The 16,519-nt window shown below is 68.4% G+C and carries 15 protein-coding genes and 1 other RNA gene; 7 read left to right on the top strand and 9 right to left on the bottom strand.

Features of this window, described 5'->3' with window-relative positions:
- Positions 1–47 precede the first annotated feature (47 nt).
- Together cysK and msrA are read right to left on the bottom strand one after the other, a co-directional pair.
- A complete protein-coding gene (cysK, locus tag AB0333_RS11370) occupies positions 48–983 on the bottom strand; it encodes a cysteine synthase A (RefSeq protein ID WP_366218789.1) in 936 nt (311 codons plus the stop codon).
- A gap of 73 nt (positions 984–1,056) precedes the next feature.
- Positions 1,057–1,590, bottom strand: coding sequence for a peptide-methionine (S)-S-oxide reductase MsrA (msrA, locus tag AB0333_RS11365; RefSeq protein WP_366218852.1), 534 nt, complete (start codon positions 1,588–1,590; stop codon positions 1,057–1,059).
- Positions 1,591–1,746: 156 nt separating this feature from the next.
- Here msrA and AB0333_RS11360 point away from each other — a divergent pair, with 156 nt between their 5' ends.
- The 5 genes from AB0333_RS11360 (at position 1,747) to AB0333_RS11340 (ending at position 5,555) form a co-directional block, all read left to right on the top strand.
- Complete coding sequence (locus AB0333_RS11360; protein WP_366218788.1) at positions 1,747–2,637, top strand: Nif3-like dinuclear metal center hexameric protein; 891 nt, start codon at positions 1,747–1,749, stop codon at positions 2,635–2,637.
- Positions 2,638–2,661: 24 nt separating this feature from the next.
- Entirely contained in the window at positions 2,662–3,408 is a 747-nt protein-coding gene (locus AB0333_RS11355) for a DNA-binding protein (protein WP_366218787.1), read from the top strand.
- 77 nt (positions 3,409–3,485) lie between these two features.
- The gene (locus tag AB0333_RS11350; RefSeq protein WP_366218786.1) at positions 3,486–4,511 is read left to right on the top strand and encodes a reverse transcriptase-like protein; all 1,026 of its coding nucleotides are present in this window, start codon (positions 3,486–3,488) and stop codon (positions 4,509–4,511) included.
- 152 nt (positions 4,512–4,663) lie between these two features.
- Positions 4,664–5,209, top strand: coding sequence for an S-layer homology domain-containing protein (locus AB0333_RS11345; RefSeq protein ID WP_366218785.1), 546 nt, complete (start codon positions 4,664–4,666; stop codon positions 5,207–5,209).
- Positions 5,210–5,225: 16 nt separating this feature from the next.
- On the top strand, positions 5,226–5,555 hold the full coding sequence (locus AB0333_RS11340; RefSeq protein ID WP_366218784.1) for a hypothetical protein: 330 nt from the start codon (positions 5,226–5,228) through the stop codon (positions 5,553–5,555).
- A gap of 75 nt (positions 5,556–5,630) precedes the next feature.
- On the opposite strand, the gene AB0333_RS11335 is transcribed toward AB0333_RS11340, so the two are convergent.
- Complete coding sequence (locus AB0333_RS11335) at positions 5,631–6,446, bottom strand: peroxide stress protein YaaA (RefSeq protein ID WP_366218783.1); 816 nt, start codon at positions 6,444–6,446, stop codon at positions 5,631–5,633.
- A gap of 67 nt (positions 6,447–6,513) precedes the next feature.
- On the opposite strand from AB0333_RS11335, the gene rnpB reads away from it, so the two are divergent.
- An RNA gene (gene rnpB, locus AB0333_RS11330) (RNase P RNA component class A) lies at positions 6,514–6,914 on the top strand.
- Between the two features lie 121 nt (positions 6,915–7,035).
- On the opposite strand, the gene AB0333_RS11325 is transcribed toward rnpB, so the two are convergent.
- The gene (locus AB0333_RS11325) at positions 7,036–9,036 is read right to left on the bottom strand and encodes a BCCT family transporter (protein ID WP_366218782.1); all 2,001 of its coding nucleotides are present in this window, start codon (positions 9,034–9,036) and stop codon (positions 7,036–7,038) included.
- Positions 9,037–9,416: 380 nt separating this feature from the next.
- Here AB0333_RS11325 and AB0333_RS11320 point away from each other — a divergent pair, with 380 nt between their 5' ends.
- Positions 9,417–10,871 carry a glyceraldehyde-3-phosphate dehydrogenase gene (locus tag AB0333_RS11320; RefSeq protein ID WP_366218781.1) on the top strand — a complete coding sequence of 485 codons (1,455 nt, stop codon included), beginning with the start codon at positions 9,417–9,419 and terminating at the stop codon, positions 10,869–10,871.
- 143 nt (positions 10,872–11,014) lie between these two features.
- On the opposite strand, the gene def is transcribed toward AB0333_RS11320, so the two are convergent.
- The 5 genes from def to AB0333_RS11295 all read right to left on the bottom strand — a co-directional run bounded on the left by def (position 11,015) and on the right by AB0333_RS11295 (position 16,443).
- Entirely contained in the window at positions 11,015–11,632 is a 618-nt protein-coding gene (def, locus tag AB0333_RS11315; protein ID WP_366218780.1) for a peptide deformylase, read from the bottom strand.
- A 215-nt stretch (positions 11,633–11,847) separates the two neighbouring features.
- Complete coding sequence (locus AB0333_RS11310) at positions 11,848–12,759, bottom strand: HAD family hydrolase (protein WP_366218779.1); 912 nt, start codon at positions 12,757–12,759, stop codon at positions 11,848–11,850.
- The gene (locus AB0333_RS11305; RefSeq protein WP_366218778.1) at positions 12,756–13,721 is read right to left on the bottom strand and encodes a formylglycine-generating enzyme family protein; all 966 of its coding nucleotides are present in this window, start codon (positions 13,719–13,721) and stop codon (positions 12,756–12,758) included. The genes AB0333_RS11310 and AB0333_RS11305 overlap by 4 nt, the downstream gene beginning before the upstream one ends.
- Positions 13,718–14,947, bottom strand: coding sequence for a class I SAM-dependent methyltransferase (locus AB0333_RS11300; protein WP_366218777.1), 1,230 nt, complete (start codon positions 14,945–14,947; stop codon positions 13,718–13,720). The genes AB0333_RS11305 and AB0333_RS11300 overlap by 4 nt, the downstream gene beginning before the upstream one ends.
- Complete coding sequence (locus AB0333_RS11295) at positions 14,944–16,443, bottom strand: arylsulfatase (protein ID WP_366218776.1); 1,500 nt, start codon at positions 16,441–16,443, stop codon at positions 14,944–14,946. Before AB0333_RS11295 ends, AB0333_RS11300 begins: the two co-directional genes overlap by 4 nt.
- Positions 16,444–16,519: the final 76 nt, after the last annotated feature.

Genomic DNA, 16,519 nt, shown 5'->3' with positions numbered 1-16,519 from the left:
CCGGGCTGCGCCAGGATGCCGGGGAAGGGGAGAGGGAGACCGGCCGGTCAGCCGCGGATGTCCTCGTAGAGGACCGTGGAGATGTAGCGCTCCCCGAAGTCACACACGACGGCGACGATCAACTTGTCACGATTCTCTTCCAAGGCAGCCTGCTGGAGGGCCGCCGCCACGATGGCGCCGGAGGAGATGCCACCGAGGATGCCCTCTCGGGTGCCCAGGGCCCGCGCGGTGGAGACAGACTCCTCGAGAGTGGCGGCATAGACATCGGAGTAGATCTCCGTGTCCAGGATCTCCGGGACGAAGTTGGCGCCGATGCCCTGGATCTTGTGCGGTCCTGGCTTGCCGCCTGAGAGAATGGGGGAGTCGGACGGTTCCACCGCGACCATCCTGATCTCCGGCTTCTGCTCTCGAAGGTAGCGGCCGGCGCCGGTGATGGTCCCGCCGGTGCCGATGCCGGCGACGAAGATGTCCACCTGGCCGTCGGTCGCCTCCCAGATCTCCGGGCCGGTGGTCGAGTAATGGGCCTGGATGTTCGCCTCGTTGGCGAACTGCTGGGCCCAGACGGCGTTGTCTGACTCAGCGACGATCTGCTGGGCCTTGTCCAGGGCGCCCCGCATGCCGTCGGCACCCGGAGTCAGCACGATCTCGGCACCATAGGCTCGCAGCATCACACGACGCTCGTTCGACATGGTCTCCGGCATCGTCAGGATGACCTTGTAGCCGCGGGCCGCACCGACCATGGCCAGGGCGATGCCGGTGTTGCCGGACGTCCCCTCCACGATGGTGCCGCCGGGGCGGAGCTGGCCGGAGGCCTCGGCCGCATCCACGATCGAACGCCCAATGCGGTCCTTGACGGAGTTCGCCGGGCTGTAGAACTCGACCTTGACGGCGACCTTGCCGGGAAGGCCCTCGGTCAGTTGGTTAAGCATGACCAGCGGGGTGTTGCCGACGGCTTCGGTGATGTTGTTGAGAATAGTGGCCAAGACGGTGTTCCTTCCAGAAACGGTGGACGTGGGCAAGCCGGGAGAAGGCCGCGATAACAGTGCTGACTTCAGCCTATGACAGGCCGACACTCTCCGAGGGTTCCACGAGCCATTCCGAGTAACGCTGGCGCACCTTGGCCAGCTTCGGGGTGATGATCACGTGGCAGTAGCCCACGTCCGGGCGGTTGGAGTAGAAGTCCTGGTGGAAGTCCTCGGCCGGGTACCACGTGCCGAGCGGCTCGAGGGTGGTGACGATGGGGTCCGGCCAGTTCTCCTGGTTGCGCCGGATGGCCGCACGGTACAGCTCCTCGTCCGCGGCGTCCGCCGGGAACAGGGCGGACCGGTACTGGGTACCGATGTCGTGGCCCTGGCGGTTGAGGGTCGTCGGGTCATGCCCGGTGAAGAAGAGGTCCAGGATCAGGTCCGCGCTGACGACGGACTCGTCGAACCCGACGCGGACGGCCTCGGCGTGGCCTGTGCGGCCCGAGCAGACGGACTCATAGGAGGGGTTCGGCCAGTCACTGCCGGTGTACCCGGATTCCACGGAGGTGACTCCGCGGATCCGCCGGTAGACGGCGTCCAGGCACCAGAAGCATCCGCCGGCCATGGTCAGCACGCGGTAGGACGAGCGCTGTTCCTCGGCCGCCGGGGCTGCGGTGGCGTCAGTGGCATCTGTGGCTTCGGGGGCGTTGTCGAGATCACTCACATTTCCCTACAGCGCCCCGCTGGCCGCGTTCATTCCCGTCTCAGGCAGAATGGCACCATGAGCGCCGAGACCCACGCCACGGATTCCCACACTCCGAACACCGCGACGCCGACCCTGGCCCAGGTGCTGGAGTGCTTCGAGGAGCTGTGGCCGGCCGCCCTCGCCGAGCCCTGGGACGCGACCGGCCTGGTGGCCGGCCGCCCCGGCCAACCGGTGGGACGGATCCACTTCGCGGTGGACCCCGTGCAGGAGGTGGTGGACGAGGCCGTGGGTGCCGGCGCCCAGTTGCTCGTCACCCACCATCCCCTGCTGTTGCGCGGCGTGACCTCGGTGGCCGCCACCGGCTTCAAGGGACAGGCCGTCCACACGTTGATCGAGGGGGGCTGTGCCCTGCTGACCGCCCATACCAACGCGGACTCCGCCGTCGGCGGCGTCTCGGATGTCATCGCGGACATCCTCGGACTGGAATCGGTGGTGCCGCTGGCCCCCACTCCCGGCGGGCTGCCCGAGGAGGGCCTCGGCCGGGTGGGGCACCTGCCCCAGGCGCTCACGCTCTCCGAGTTCGCCGCCCGGGTCTTCGGGGCCATGCCCGCCGTCGCCGGCGGCGTGCGGGTGGCCGGTGACCGGGACGGCATCGTCCAGACCGTCGCCGTCTGCGGCGGGGCCGGGGACAGTCTGTTCGACCAGGTCCGCGCCGCCCAGGCGGACGTCTACGTCACCGCGGACCTCCGCCACCATCCCGCCTCCGAGCTGCGGGAGGCCGCCCGGCTGACCGGTGGCCGCCCCTACCTCGTGGAGGTCTCCCACTTCGGCAGTGAATGGCTGTGGCTGCCTGCCGCCGCCGAGGCCCTGGACACCCTGCTCACCGATCGGGGCTTCGACGTGGAGATCGCCGTGAGCTCCCACAACTCCGACCCCTGGGACTTCGTCCTGACGCCCGGGCCGTGACCACCGAACCGTAAGGACACCACCATGAGCAATGCCCCCACCGTTCCCCTCGCCGAGCAGTTGCGCCTGCTGGAGCTCCAGCAACTGGACACGGCCCTCGACCGGGCCCGCCACCGCATGCAGCAACTGCGCCAGGACCCGGACTACGCCCGGCTCCAGCGGGAGCTGGCCGACCACCAACGGGCCGCCGAACAGGCCGCCACCACCCTGGCCGAGGCCCGGGAGGCGGTCCGGAAAGCCGAGGCCACCGTGGCCGGCGTGCAGGAACACCGGGACCGCAACCAGAAGCGCCTCGATGCCGGGCAGGGCTCCGCCAAGGACCTCGAGAACATGATGCACGAGCTGCAGACGCTCCAGGCCCTGCAGGACGAGCACGAGGGCACCGAGCTGGAGGCCATGGAGGCCGCCGAACAGGCCGAGGCGGCCGACGCCCAGGCCCAGCGCCACCTCGCCGCGGCCCAGGCGGCAGCGCAGGAACGCGGTGCCGCACTGAAGGAGGAGGCGGCCGGCGTCGCCGCCGAGGGCAACGGGCTCACCGGCCAGCGCCAGGCCCTCGCCGCCACCCTGCCCGCCGACCTGGTGGCCCGCTATGACAAGATCCGGGAACGCAACGGCGGGATCGGTGCGGCCCGGCTCGTCGGCAACCGGTCCGAGGCCTCCGGCATGCCGCTGAGCCCCGCCGATCTGGCCCAGATCGAGCAGACGCCCGTGGAGACGCTCGCCTTCTGCCCCGACTCGGGGGCGATCCTGGTCCGCGCCGAACAGGCCTAGACTCGACCAGTTCCCGCACCACGCCCACTTCATCCCCACCGTCCACCTCGTCCTCACCCTCCCTAGGAGATCTCCGCGTGCCCCAGCAGTCCACCCCCTCCACCGGTCGTCTCCTGTATGTCGAGGCCGACGGCGGCTCCCGCGGCAATCCCGGTGTGGCCGGCTACGGAGCGCTGGTCCGTGATCCCGATTCCGGGGCGGTTCTGGACATCGACGCCCAGCCACTGGGGCGGGCCTCGAACAACGTGGCGGAGTACTCGGGCATGATCGCCGGACTGCGGATGGCTCGGCAGATCGACCCGGACGCCGCCGTGCACGTGCGGCTCGACTCCAAATTGGTGGTGGAGCAGATGAGCGGGCGCTGGAAGATCAAGCACGCCGACATGCAGAAACTGGCCGCTGAGGCCCGGGACATCCTGCCCGCCAGCCAGGTCACCTACGAGTGGATCCCGCGGGCGAAGAACAAGGACGCCGACCTCCTCTCCAACGAGGCCATGGACGCCGGGGCCGCCGGCACCGCATGGGTCAAGGAGAGGTCCGGCATCAAGGTGACGGGGGCATCCCCCGCATCGACACCTGCCCCGGCCCCCTCGCCGGCGCCCTCGCCTGCCCCCGCACCCGCCCCCGACGCCGGCTCGCTCGCCCCGGGCGCGCGGGCGACGGAACCGACCGCGGGAGCCGCCCCGGCCGGCGTCGTCCCCCCGCGGCGGGCGGGACGACTGCACCACGTGGAGATCTGGGTGGAGGACCTGGAAGCCGCCCGCGCCAGCCTGGGCTGGCTGTTCCAGGAACTGGGCTATGCGGTAAGCGGTGAATGGTCCGAGGGGACCAGCTACCAGGGGGCGGGGGAGTACCTGGTCCTGGAATCAGGCCCGCACGTCCGTGCCAGTGGCCATGACCGGCTGCGGCCGGGACTGAACCACGTGGCGTTCCACGCGGGCTCCCGGGCGGAGGTCGATGCGCTGACCGAGGCCGCCCGGAGCCGTGGCTTCACCCTGCTGTTCGCGGACCGGCACCCCTTCGCCGGCGGTCGCAACCACTACGCGGCCTACCTGGAGGCGCCGAACGGCTTCGAGGTCGAGCTCGTGGCCGAGCCGGCCTAGCCCCGCGCTGTACGCGGGCGCGTAGGAGCCCACAGCGAAGGCAAGAAACGGCGCCGAGGTCGTGAGTGAACCGCTGCAGAGCACGATGCCGCATAGTTTCCGACGCAGGGGCGCCACGATTGCTCCTGTCATGTCATCACAGGGGGAACATCATGCTCGATGCGCACCGCCGCCGGATCGCCGGCGTCATGGCCATACTCACCGTCACCGTCACCCTGGCAGGGCCCGTGTCCGCCAGTACTGCCCCTGCGGCTGAGGCCGCCGCCACCCAGGCCTGCGCCACCCCCGACTTCACCGACGTTCCCCGCGGGGCGAACTTCTACGACCCCATCACCTGGCTCCGCTGTGAACAGATCAGCACCGGCTACATCAACGGCTCCTACGCCCCGCATCAGCGGATCACGCGAGGGGAGACCGCTCAATTGCTCTACCGGTTCTCCGGCGAGACCCACCGGCCCGGGATTCACCTCGACTTCACCGACGTTCCCGCCTCCCGCTCCGCCTTCACCGCGGTCTCCTGGATGCAGGCCAAGGGATACACGGCCGGCTACGCCAACGGAACCTTCGGGGCGGACCGGCCCATCACGCGCGGCGAGTTGGCCGCCTTCCTCTACCGCATGCCTCCTCAAGAACCTGGGCAAGAAGTACGACCTGGACCTGAACCAGGTGTACTGGACCGGCTACTCCGGAGGAGCTGACACCATTGCCCGGCACGTGGTGAACTCCCACTCCGCCGGATGGACCGGTGGGGCGGCCGTGCTGGTGGCCGGCGGCGGGATCTACGGACAGAAGGCGCCGCTCCGCCCGATCTCCAGCGCCCTGATGAAGAACTACGAGATGCACTGGGTGGTCGGGGCCGACGACACGCCCTCCCGTGGCGGGGCCTCTGGAGACTTCGACGCCGTACACGCTGCCCGCCTCGGTTCTGCCTTCTACTCGGGCCAGGGCATGAAAACGTCTCTGACCATCAAGCCAGGCATGGATCATTGGGAGATCGCCCCCTCAGGGCCAGCCAAGCTCGCCGAGGTGCTTGCCTCCCGCTGACCTGGGGAACCAGTCACCTTCCTGCAGAAGGACGACTGGACCTCGGGCAGACCGCCCGATCCCACCGACGCGGGGTCAGGACCCTCGGACCGTGGTGTGCTCGTCCGGGAGGGCGATCTGCAGGCTCGACGGCTTGGTCCCGGTCCCCGGCACGAGGTCCACGGACCAGTCATGGGTGCCCTCGGCGGACCCGGCGGCCGCGATCACCTCGGCGGCGGACTCGGGTGATTTCACGACCCGGGGGCCGGCCAGCAGCAGCTCGCGGGCCACGAGACCCCGGGTGTGCTTGGCGAAGTGGGAGACGACCTTGCGTTCACCGTTCCGGATCTGGAAGACGTCCACGGTGGCGGTGATCGCCGCCGGGGCCTTCCACTGCGCCGCGTAGCCGCCCGAGCGACCATCGATGATGACGCCGGTGTGCTCCGCCTGGGCATCCAATGGAGGGGTCAGCCGCGGCTTCCACCAGCTGGACAGGCGGCCCAATCCGGGCAGGGAGCTGGTCACGGACAGGCGGTGGTTCGGGATGTGGTCGCCCAGGGAGAGGACCCCGAACAGGCCGGAGAAGATCAGGACCTTCTCCCGGGCCCGGCGGCGGGCCGTTTCCGGGAGGGAGGGGTAGTCGAGGGCGTCGTAGAGGACGCCGGTGAAGACCTGGTGAGCCGGAGCGGCAGGCGACTCCATGAGCACCACGTTGGCGTCGATGTCCGCCCGCACGGTCTCGCCCACACCCAGCACCTCGGCAGCATCCGGTTTGGCGGAGGCCGCGGCGAGGATGCCCATGACCGTGGTCCGCTCACCGGCCAGGGTGGGCAGGACGAGGGAGGCGAGGTCCAGGGGAGCGCCGGAACGGGGAGCGGTCTTGCCCTCGGAGGGCGGCAACAGGATGAGCACCGAAACAGCCTAGCGATCCCCGCCGGGCCCCGCCGCGACCGGCCGGCGGTAGACTGGTGCGCCGGGACAGGCTGGCGGACGGCCGCAGGGCACCGGTTCTCGGTGCCGTGAGGAACGTCCGGGCTCCACAGGGCAGGATGGTGGGTAACGCCCACTCGGGGTGACCCGCAGGACAGTGCCACAGAAAACAGACCGCCGGCCCGCCTGGTGCGTGCATTACGCGCCTCAGGCGGGCAGGTCAGGGTGAAACGGTGGTGTAAGAGACCACCAGCGGTCCGGGTGACCGGATCGGCTCGGTAAACCCCATCCGGAGCAAGGCCGAACAGGATGTGTTCGAGGGCTGCCCGCCCGAGCATCCGGGTTGGCCGCTCGAGCCCGTCGGCAACGGCGGGCCTAGATGGATGGCCGTCGCTGGGAAGCGGGTGACCGCTCCCGGTACAGAACCCGGCGTACAAGCCAGCCTGTCCCGCCCACGCTCCTCCACCGGAGGCTCAGAACCGACGAACCCCCGGGAGGCCAGGCCTCCCGGGGGTTCGCGATGTCCGGCGCGAGCGGACCCGGACGGGGAGGGAATCCCCGTCCTGATGGCCTACTGGCCGTCCTTCCGGCGCCCGCGGAACAGCCGACGGGACTGGTCCCGGTTCCGGGCGGCGTCCGGCTCCGTGGCCGGTGTGGGCGACGGCGGGGAGTCCGGTGCGGCGGTCTGCGTGGCCGTGCCGCCCGCACGGCGGCGGTCGAAGACCCCGGTGGTGCGGGAAATCCGGTAATCGATGCGGTGATCCACTTGTTCGCCGAAGGCGTCGTCGAAGTCCTCGGACAGCCGATCGCTGATCTGCTGATAGCGGAGCCGGCGTTCGCGGGCGTCGATCGCGTCCTGGTCCTTCTTCAACGCCTTGACGATGGCGAAACACATGGCGATCAGGATCAGGCTGAAGGGCAGGGCCGTGGCAATGGACGCGGCCTGCAGGGCACCCAGGCCTCCGGCGAGCAGCAGGCCGATGGCGAGAGCCCCCTCCAGCAGCGCGAACAGCACGCGGGACCAGATCGGCGGGTTCGGGTGACCGCCGGAGGCCAGCATGTCCACCACCAGTGAGCCGGAGTCTGACGAGGTGATGAAGAAGATCGCCACCAGGAGGATGGCGATCACGGACAGCACGCTGCCGAGGGGGAGATCGCCCAACACGTCGAACAATGCTGCCTCCACGCCGAACTCGGAAGCGCCTTCCGGAACGATCGGATCATCGGAGAACAGCTGGCGCCACAGCCCGGTGCCGCCCATGATCGAGAACCAGAGGAAACCGACCAGCGTCGGCACGAGCAGCACGCCGCCGATGAACTGGCGGACCGTGCGGCCGCGGGAGATGCGCGCGATGAACACGCCCACGAACGGGGCCCAGGAGACCCACCAGCCCCAGTAGAAGATGGTCCAGCTGGCGCCCCAGCTGGCGCCCGCCTCGCCGGTGTAGGCGCCGACGTCGAAGGTCATGTTCATGACTTCGGCCAGATAGACGCCGACGGACTGGACCAGGTTCTGGAACAGGAAGAGCGTGGGGCCGAGCAGCAGCACGGAGATCACCAGGATGGCGGCCATGGACAGGTTGATGTTGGACAGCCACTTGATGCCCCGGCCGATGCCGGATACCACGGACAGCGTGGCCAGCAGGGTGATGACGATGATCAGCACCACTAGCAGCGTCTGGTCCGGTGCCTCGACGATGCCCATCGCCGTGAGGCCGGCACCGATCTGCTGGACGCCCAGGCCCAGCGAGGTGGCGATCCCGAAGATGGTGCCGAAGATGGCGACAATGTCCACCACGTCGCCCATCCAGCCCTTGACCCGGTTGCCCAGGATCGGTTCCAGGGCCCAGCGGATGGACACGGGACGCCCGCGGCGGTGGATGGCATAGCCGACGGCGAGTCCGATCACGGCGTAGACGGCCCAGGGGTGAAGTCCCCAGTGGACGAAGGTCTGGGCCATGCCCAACATGGCTACCGCGTGTTCCTGACCGGGGATGATCGAGGTGACGCCGTCGGCGCCGGTCTCGGTGCCGGGCCAACCGGGCTTCGGCGTGGTGGTGGCATAGCCGAGTGGTTCACCGACGCCGTAGAAGACCAGGCCGATGCCCATGCCGGCGGCGAAGAGCATGGCGAACCAGGACAGCACGCCGAACTCGGGCTTCTCATCGTCCTTGCCCAGGCGGATCTTGCCGAACTTGGAGAAGCAGATGGCCAGCGCCACGATGATGAAGACGCCGATGGCCAGCATGTAGAACCAGCCCAGGTTGGTGGTGATCCAGCCCTGGATGGTGGACAGCACCTCTCCGGTCGGATCCGGTGCGAGGATGGCCACGAGGGCCACTGCCGCGATGAGGATCAGCGAGGGCCAGAAGACGGCCGGCGCGATGGTCCCCGCACCCACGCGGACACCCTGGCGCTTGAGCTTCTCTGTGATCTCCTGGTCGGAGTCGTTCTCGTGGATCCGGGCTGAGGGAGGGACATGCTCCCGGCCGTCCTCCGAGACTGGTGCTGTGGTGGTGGGCGTGGGTGGGTCCTCTGCTGTGGTCGTGGGTTCGTGGTCCGAGCTCGACATGATTGCCTCTCTTGATGAGACGAGGGATACCGTCGCACGTTCCGGGACGGTGGTCCGGCTCGTCGGTTCCCAGCCACCATTCAGGAAGATGGTGGATTGAGTCAAACAAGAAATGACAAGGCTGTCAGTATCTGCTGGTCGGCCGGCCCACCGGCCTCCCGATCCGATGTGGTCGAGGTCACGGCCCTTCGTGTGTCAACGCGGACACACTTCTGCGGTGAACGGCTCAGGATTCACTAGACTGGACACCGCCGTGTGCCATCTGGTGGCGGCATTGGCCGGGACGGGCCATGACCGTCCGCTCACCGGGCGCCCATCGGTGCCCGTCAGCGACAGCGCCGTCGCCGCCTGGAGGCAGGCGCACAAGGGAAGGACCTACCGTGGCAGAAGCGACCAACGGAACCGCGCAGGACCAGCGCGCCGCCTGGAACAACCGGGAGGAGCTGGCCGAGAGGATGGTTCCGCTGATCGGCTCGTTGTACCGGGACAACAACGTGATCACGAGCATCTACGGCCGCCAGCTCGTCCACAAGGGCGTCATCGACATCATCAAGGCCCACCGCTACGCCCGTCAGATCGACGACGTCGTGCTTCCGGTGGAGGACACCTATCCCATGGTCGAGGCCCTGGCCGGAATGAACCTCGGCGCCGCGTCCATCGACCTGGGCAGGCTGGCCGGGAAGTTCCGGACCGCTGGCGGCGACCTGCAGCACTTCCTCGACACCGAGCTGGCCGAGGTGGCCGGGCAGGGTGGCGAGGGCGTCAAGGCCCCCAAGGACGTGGTGCTCTACGGCTTCGGGCGCATCGGCCGCCTGCTGGCCCGCATCATCCTCTCCCACGAGGGCGGCGGTTCCTCGCTGCGCCTGCGGGCCATCGTGGTTCGCAAGAACTCGGAGGACGACCTCGTCAAGCGCGCCTCGCTGCTGCGCCGTGACTCCATCCACGGACCCTTCGAGGGCACCATCACCGTGGATGAGGAGAACAACACGATCACCGCCAATGGGACGGTCATCCAGGTCATCTACTCGAACGACCCGTCCACCGTGGACTACACCGCCCATGACATCCACGACGCCATCGTGGTGGACAACACCGGCCGCTGGCGGGACGAGGATGGCCTCGGCCAGCACCTGAAGGCCAACGGTGCCTCCAAGGTGCTGCTGACCGCGCCGGGCAAGGGTGACATCAAGAACATCGTCTTCGGAGTCAACACCGGTGACATCACCGCCGAGGACACCATCCTCTCGGCCGCGTCCTGCACCACCAACGGCATCACCCCGGTGCTGAAGGTCCTCCACGACGAGTACGGCATCGACTACGGCCACGTGGAGACCGTGCACGCCTACACCAACGACCAGAACCTCACGGACAACTTCCACAAGGGTTCCCGTCGCGGCCGCGCCGCCGGCCTGAACATGGTCATCACCGAGACCGGTGCCGCGAAGGCCGTGGCCAAGGCCCTGCCCGCGCTCAAGGGCAAGCTCTCCGGCAACGCCATCCGCGTCCCCACCCCGGACGTCTCGATGGCCATCCTGAACCTGGCGCTCCAGCAGGAGACCACGGTGGAGGAGCTCAACCAGCGGCTCCGCGAGGAGTCCCTGACCGGCGAGCTGCGCAACCAGATCGACTACATCCACTCCCCGGAGATCGTCTCCTCGGACTTCGTCGGCTCCAACCGCGCCGGCATCGTGGACGGCCTGGCCACCATCGTCAACGGCGGCAAGAACGCCGTGCTCTACGTCTGGTATGACAACGAGTTCGGCTACTCCTGCCAGGTGGTCCGTGTCATCGAGGAGATGGCCGGGGACGCGGTCCCGGTCTTCCCGAAGGCCTGACCCGTTCCGGGCCCGCCCGGAACCCCCTGAACCACGGCGCCGGCCCGGTCACCTGAGAAGGTGGCCGGGCCGGCGTCGTTCTCCCCTGATGTCAACTTTGCGGGCAGAAACACCCGGGTGTTTCTGCCCGCAAAGTGGTGTGGCTAGCGATTCTCGTGCTGGTGATCCTCGAGGTCGTCGGCGTGATCGTGGCCGAACGGGTCGGGGTCCACACCGGGCAGCCAGGTGTGGCCCGGCACCGTCCAGCCCTCACGGCGCAGGGATTTCTTCCACCGCCGGGTCCACTTGCCGTTGAGGCGGTTGATGTACAGGTAGCCGTCGAGGTGGTCGTACTCGTGCTGCATGACGCGGGCGAACCAGCCGGTGCCCTCGAAGTCGATCTCGTGGCCGTCCACGTCGAGACCGGTCAGGCGCACATGGTCCGAGCGCTTGAGCGGGAAGCTGTAGCCGGGCACGGACAGGCAGCCCTCGGACTCCTCGTCCGGGTGCGGATCCTCCTGGGAGGTCTTGCCGATCCGGGTCAGTACGGGGTTGATCACGTGCCCGCGTGCCGGGGCGTCCCCGGAGTCCTCGAAGGTCCACGTGAAGATCCGCAGTCCCACCCCCACCTGGGGCGCCGCCAGCCCGACGCCGCGGGCCGCGTCCTGGGTCTCGAACAGGTCCGCCACCAGGGTCCGGATCTCGTCATCGATCTGCGTGACCTCGGCGGCCCGGCGGTGGAGGACGGGTTCGCCGTGGATGGTGATCGGGCGGATGGTCATGGTGGTGAACGCTCCTTCGGGTGCCGTGCGGGACAGCAGAGAGTCTAGTCTCCGCGGCACTCGGCCGGCCTACGGCGCCAGGTAGGCACAGGCCGCCACCACGTGCGCCCGGGTGGCGGCCTCCAGGTCGGCGCCGGCGGTGGGACGCAGCAGCTGGAAGCACCGATACTCACTGGTGAGATGCGGACAGAAATCCAGGGACGTTCGCCTCGATCCTAAACGGCGAACACGTGTTCCCAGTCTCTGGCCATGCTCACGGTGACCCATCCGAGCCGGTCGGCGACGGCGGAGATCGGCTCTGTGTCGTGGAAGGTGGCCGCCGTGCTCTGGTAGGCGTACTCGCGGCCCGCGTCATCATGGTCGATCAAGATCGCGAGTCCGCCGTGCGGGGAGGACTGCGCCCACTCGAGCATCTCTCGGTCGCCGCCCGAGTTGCCGACCGCGATGAGAGGGGCGCGCCCGTTCTGGGTCTGGATGTTCGCGATCTTCGCCGGCCCCTCGTTGGCCGCGCCCATCAGTGACACGGTCCGCTGCAGGGCGGGACGGCCCTCGTCGTCGCGCACGAACTCGTACCCGATGATGGTGCCGACGACGAGCTCGGGTGGGACCCCGTACAGGCGTGAGCTGACCCGGCGCACGAACTCGGTGCCCCCTCCGGTGACGATGCCGACCGTCACGTCATGGGCGCGCAGCTCCTCGATGAGCTCGAGCATCGGCTGGTACACCACCGACGTGATCGTCACGTCGTATGACGGGTGCCTGTACCGCGCGACGAAGTCGTCGACGGCGGCAGCGAACTCGTCCGGGCTCCGCCCGTCGAACAGTGCGGCCAGGGCACCGGCGATCGTCGCGAGGCCGATCTCGCTGATCGCGGTCGCATCGGAGTCGAGCACCGCGGCGAACTCGGGACGCCTCGCGAGCGAGGGGTCCTCCATCGACCTCTGGCGCAGCACGTCGAGGAAGAAGTCGTATTGGACGTACTGCGGTTTCTCGCACCACATCGTGCCGTCGTTGTCGAGATAGGCGACGCGGTCCTCCAGGGGCACGTCGTCGATGTCGTCGAGGAAACGGAGGATCGAGTCCCGTGCCGCACCGGGCCGCCAGGACGGAAGTCGGTGCGTCATCATGTCTGCTCCTCATCGCTGGGTCGTGACCACGCGCAGCGGAAGCCCACGTGGCTCATCCCGGTGTCAATCATCTGGGGTCTTCTCGCCGCGGGCCGGTACCGGAGGCAGTACGTGTCAGCGCACAGGTGCGAACCGCCCTTGATCACCTTGCGGGGCATGCGGAACTGGGGCTGCGCCGGGTCGAAGCTGTCCTCGACCGAGCCGCCCCGGGGGTCCCTTGGCACGCAGCAGGCCGACGCGGCCGCGTCGGGGTGTCTTGCGCTCCACCAGTCCTCGGTCCACTCCCAGACGTTGCCGGCCATGTCGTGTAGGCCGAAACCGTTGGCGGGGAAGGAACCGACGGGCGAGGTGCGCTCGTAGCCCGACTCGCCGGTGGAGCGCCAGGGGAAGTCAAGCCCGTCCCAACTGTTGGCCATGACACGGCCGCCCGGTCGTGCCTCGTCGCCCCACGTGAAGACGGCACCGTCGAGGCCCCCACGGGCGGCGAATTCCCATTCAGCCTCGGTGGGCAGTCGTGCCCCGACCCACGCGGCATAGGCCTGTGCATCCTCGTGACAGACGTGGACCACCGGGTGGTCGCCGCGATCAGCCACGGTCGAGGGAAGACCCTCGGGCCGCGCCCAGCTGGCACCGGGCTTCCACTCCCACCACTGACTCAGGTGGCGCAGATCGACGGGACCCGACGTCGGGGTGAACACCATCGAGCCGGGGACGAGCTGGGCTCGCGAGAGTCCCGGGAAGTCCTTGGGGTCCAGGGGTCGCTGCGCCACCGTGCGGTAGCCGGTCTTCTCGACGAAGGCGGCGAACTGCCGGTTCGTCACCGGGTGGCGGTCGATGCTGAAGGCGGCGACCGTGACGGGATGCTTCGGCGCCTCCTCCGGATAGTGGTCGTCGGAGCCCATGGTGAAGGTGCCGCCGTCGAGGTGGACCACGTCATGGCCGGGCTGTGAGGTGTCGATCATGAGGACATCCCAGCACAGCCGGAGGCGTCGAGGACCACGAGGTCGTGGCGGAGCCAGCGCCGCACGAACGCGGGGGCACCAGGGCCCAGCTGGGCGATCGTCGTTCCCCCGTCAACACGGCGAAACATCGCCCATTCCTCGGCGCCGACGAACAGCACCAGATCGGTGTCGGTATGGGCACGATTCAGCAGTGCGGCGGCGATGCCGGGTGGTAGCCGCTCCTGCACCGCCAGAGCAGTCGGCACCGGTATTGGTCGTGCAGCGGCCATGGTCGAGGCTGAGGGGTCAGGCTGCTCCGCGGCAGGGTCATCGGCGGCCACGGCGATCGCCGTGTGCCGCACCATGGTGCCGCGGAAAAGCTCCAGGGCGGCGGACTGCTCCGCGGCCGGGAGCGCGGCGATCCGCTGTCCGTGGGGCGTCTCGCTGATGGACCCGCAGTCCGGCAAATAGGGTGCCTGGCGGGCCCAACGGCCGAGCCGCAGCCCGGCGCTGTCCAGTAACGCCAGGAGTTGGGGGACTGAGTATGCGCGGTCTCGGGGGTTCAGCAGGGCGTCGGCGAGGGCGTCGTCGTCGGCGAAGTCTCGGGTGCCGCGCAGCAGGGGGCTGAGCGGATGGCCCGGCGGTAGCTCGCGCAGAGTGGCGACGAGATCGGCGATGTCGTCGGGGTCGGTGCTGACGCCGAGGCGTCGGCAGTAGTCCTGGATGAGATAGATGCCCGCACGGCCGTACGGGGCGTAAACCATGAGGGTCACGGTGCCACCGGGGGCGAGGACTCCCTGCAGGGCAGCGAGGCCGGCCGCGGGATCGGCGAGGTGATGCAGCACGCCGGTGCAGACGATGTGGTCGAACCTCTCGCCGAGCTCGGCGACGTCCTCGATCCTCAGCTCGTGGAACTGCAGGTTTGTCACACCGTGCCGCTCGGCGAGCCGGCGCGACTGCTCCAGGGAGCTCGGGGCGACGTCGATGCCGACGACGTCGGCCGACGGGTCGAGCATGGCATGGCGCACCGCCTGGCTGGTGCCGCAGCCGGCGACCAGCATCCGGTGCTGCTCCGGGACCGGTCGCCACGGCCAGCGTAGGTGGTGCGCCGCGCACTGTTCGAGGGACGAGCGCGGCGCCGCGGCGTCGAGATCCGCCGGGGGCGGGTACGGATGGCGATCGTAAAACTGCGCGATCACGTCCGCCCGCTGATCAGGCGAGTCCCGGCGCCGCAGCGAGGTGGTCATGCGCTGCCGGCACCCGACTTCAGCTTCTCCATCACCTTGTCGACGCTGAACGATGCGGGCTCCTGGCGCGCCGGGAACTCCTTGAGGGACTCCAGCATTTGGGCGACATACATCTGCGCCGGGACCAGGAGGAACGCGTGGCTGATCATCCAGTCGTAGTAGGTGTTCGACGTGATGTCCGCGCGCTCGTAGGGATCAGTGCGCAGATTGAAGATCTTCGGGACGCGGAGCTCCGTGTACGGATCGATCCAGACCTGCAGCGTCCCGGGAGCGCGCTGCTCGAGGAAGACGAACTTCCAGTTGTCATAGCGCAGCGCCGTGAGGTCGCCGTCATCGGAGCAGTAGAAGAAGTGGCTGCGCGCGCTCTGCTCCGACGCCCCGGTGATGTAGTCGAGCTGGTTGTACCCGTCCAGATGAACCTTGAACGAGGTCCCGTTCAGGTCGGCTCCCAGTTTCAGCTGCTCGGCGATCTCGGAATTGCCAGCCGCTGCGAGCAGGGTCACGAACCAGTCGTTGTGGCTGACGATGTCGTTGAGCACCGTGCCGGTCTCGATCTTGTCGGGCCAGCGGACCATGCACGGCACGCGGTAGGCGCCCTCCCAGTTGGAGTTCTTCTCGTTGCGGAAGGGGGTCATGCCGGCATCGGGCCACGAGTTCATGTGGGGGCCGTTGTCGGTGGAGTACATGACGATCGTGTTGTCTGCGATGCCCAGACGGTCCAGCTCGTCGAGCACCTGGCCCACGATCTCGTCGTGGTAGAGCATCGTGTCGTGGTACTCGGACTGCCAGCGCCCCGAGCGCCCCTTGTCTTCATCGCGGGTGTGCGTGCGGAAATGCATATGCGTGGTGTTGAACCAGGTGAAGAACGGGGTGTCGGCCTCGACCTGGCGGCGCATGAAGTCGATGGTCGCGTCGCGGAATTCCTCGTCGCAGGTCCTCATCCGCTCGATCGTCAGTGGCCCGGTGTTCTCGATCCGCTGGGTGCCGTCGCCGTTGGCCCAGGACTTCAGCACGCCGCGGGGCCCGAAGCGGTCCTTGAAGTCCGGGAAATCGTTCTCGGTCGGGTAGTCGGGTTGCTCCGGCTCCTCCTCCGCGTTGAGGTGGTACAGGTTGCCGAAGAACTCGTCGAAGCCGTGCATCGTGGGGAGATGCTCATCGCGATCACCGAAGTGGTTCTTGCCGAACTGGCCGGTGGCGTAGCCCTCGGCCTTCAGCGCGGTCGCGATGGTGGGGTCTTCGGCCTGGTAGCCGACCGGAGCGCCCGGCATGCCGACCTTGGTCAGTCCGGTGCGGTAGGGGTTTTGTCCGCTGATGAAGGCGGCCCGGCCGGCCGTGCAACTCTGCTCGCCGTAGTAGTCGGTGAAACGGACGCCCTCGTTCGCGATGCGGTCGATGTTGGGAGTGCGATAGCCCATCAGTCCATCGCTGTAGCAGCTGAGGTTGCTGATTCCGATGTCGTCGCCCCAGATAATCAGGATGTTCGGCTGGTCTGCCATGTCACTTCTCCTTGAGCTGGTGTCGTGGTCCGCTCCGGTGAGGGTAAGTGCGTGATGCGGAGAAGCACCTGCGACA

It is taken from the genome of Citricoccus sp. NPDC079358, assembly GCF_040702545.1.
Classification (GTDB): domain Bacteria; phylum Actinomycetota; class Actinomycetes; order Actinomycetales; family Micrococcaceae; genus Citricoccus.
Note: the sequence above shows the minus strand (reverse complement) of the source record. Positions and strands in the feature narration are given on the sequence as shown.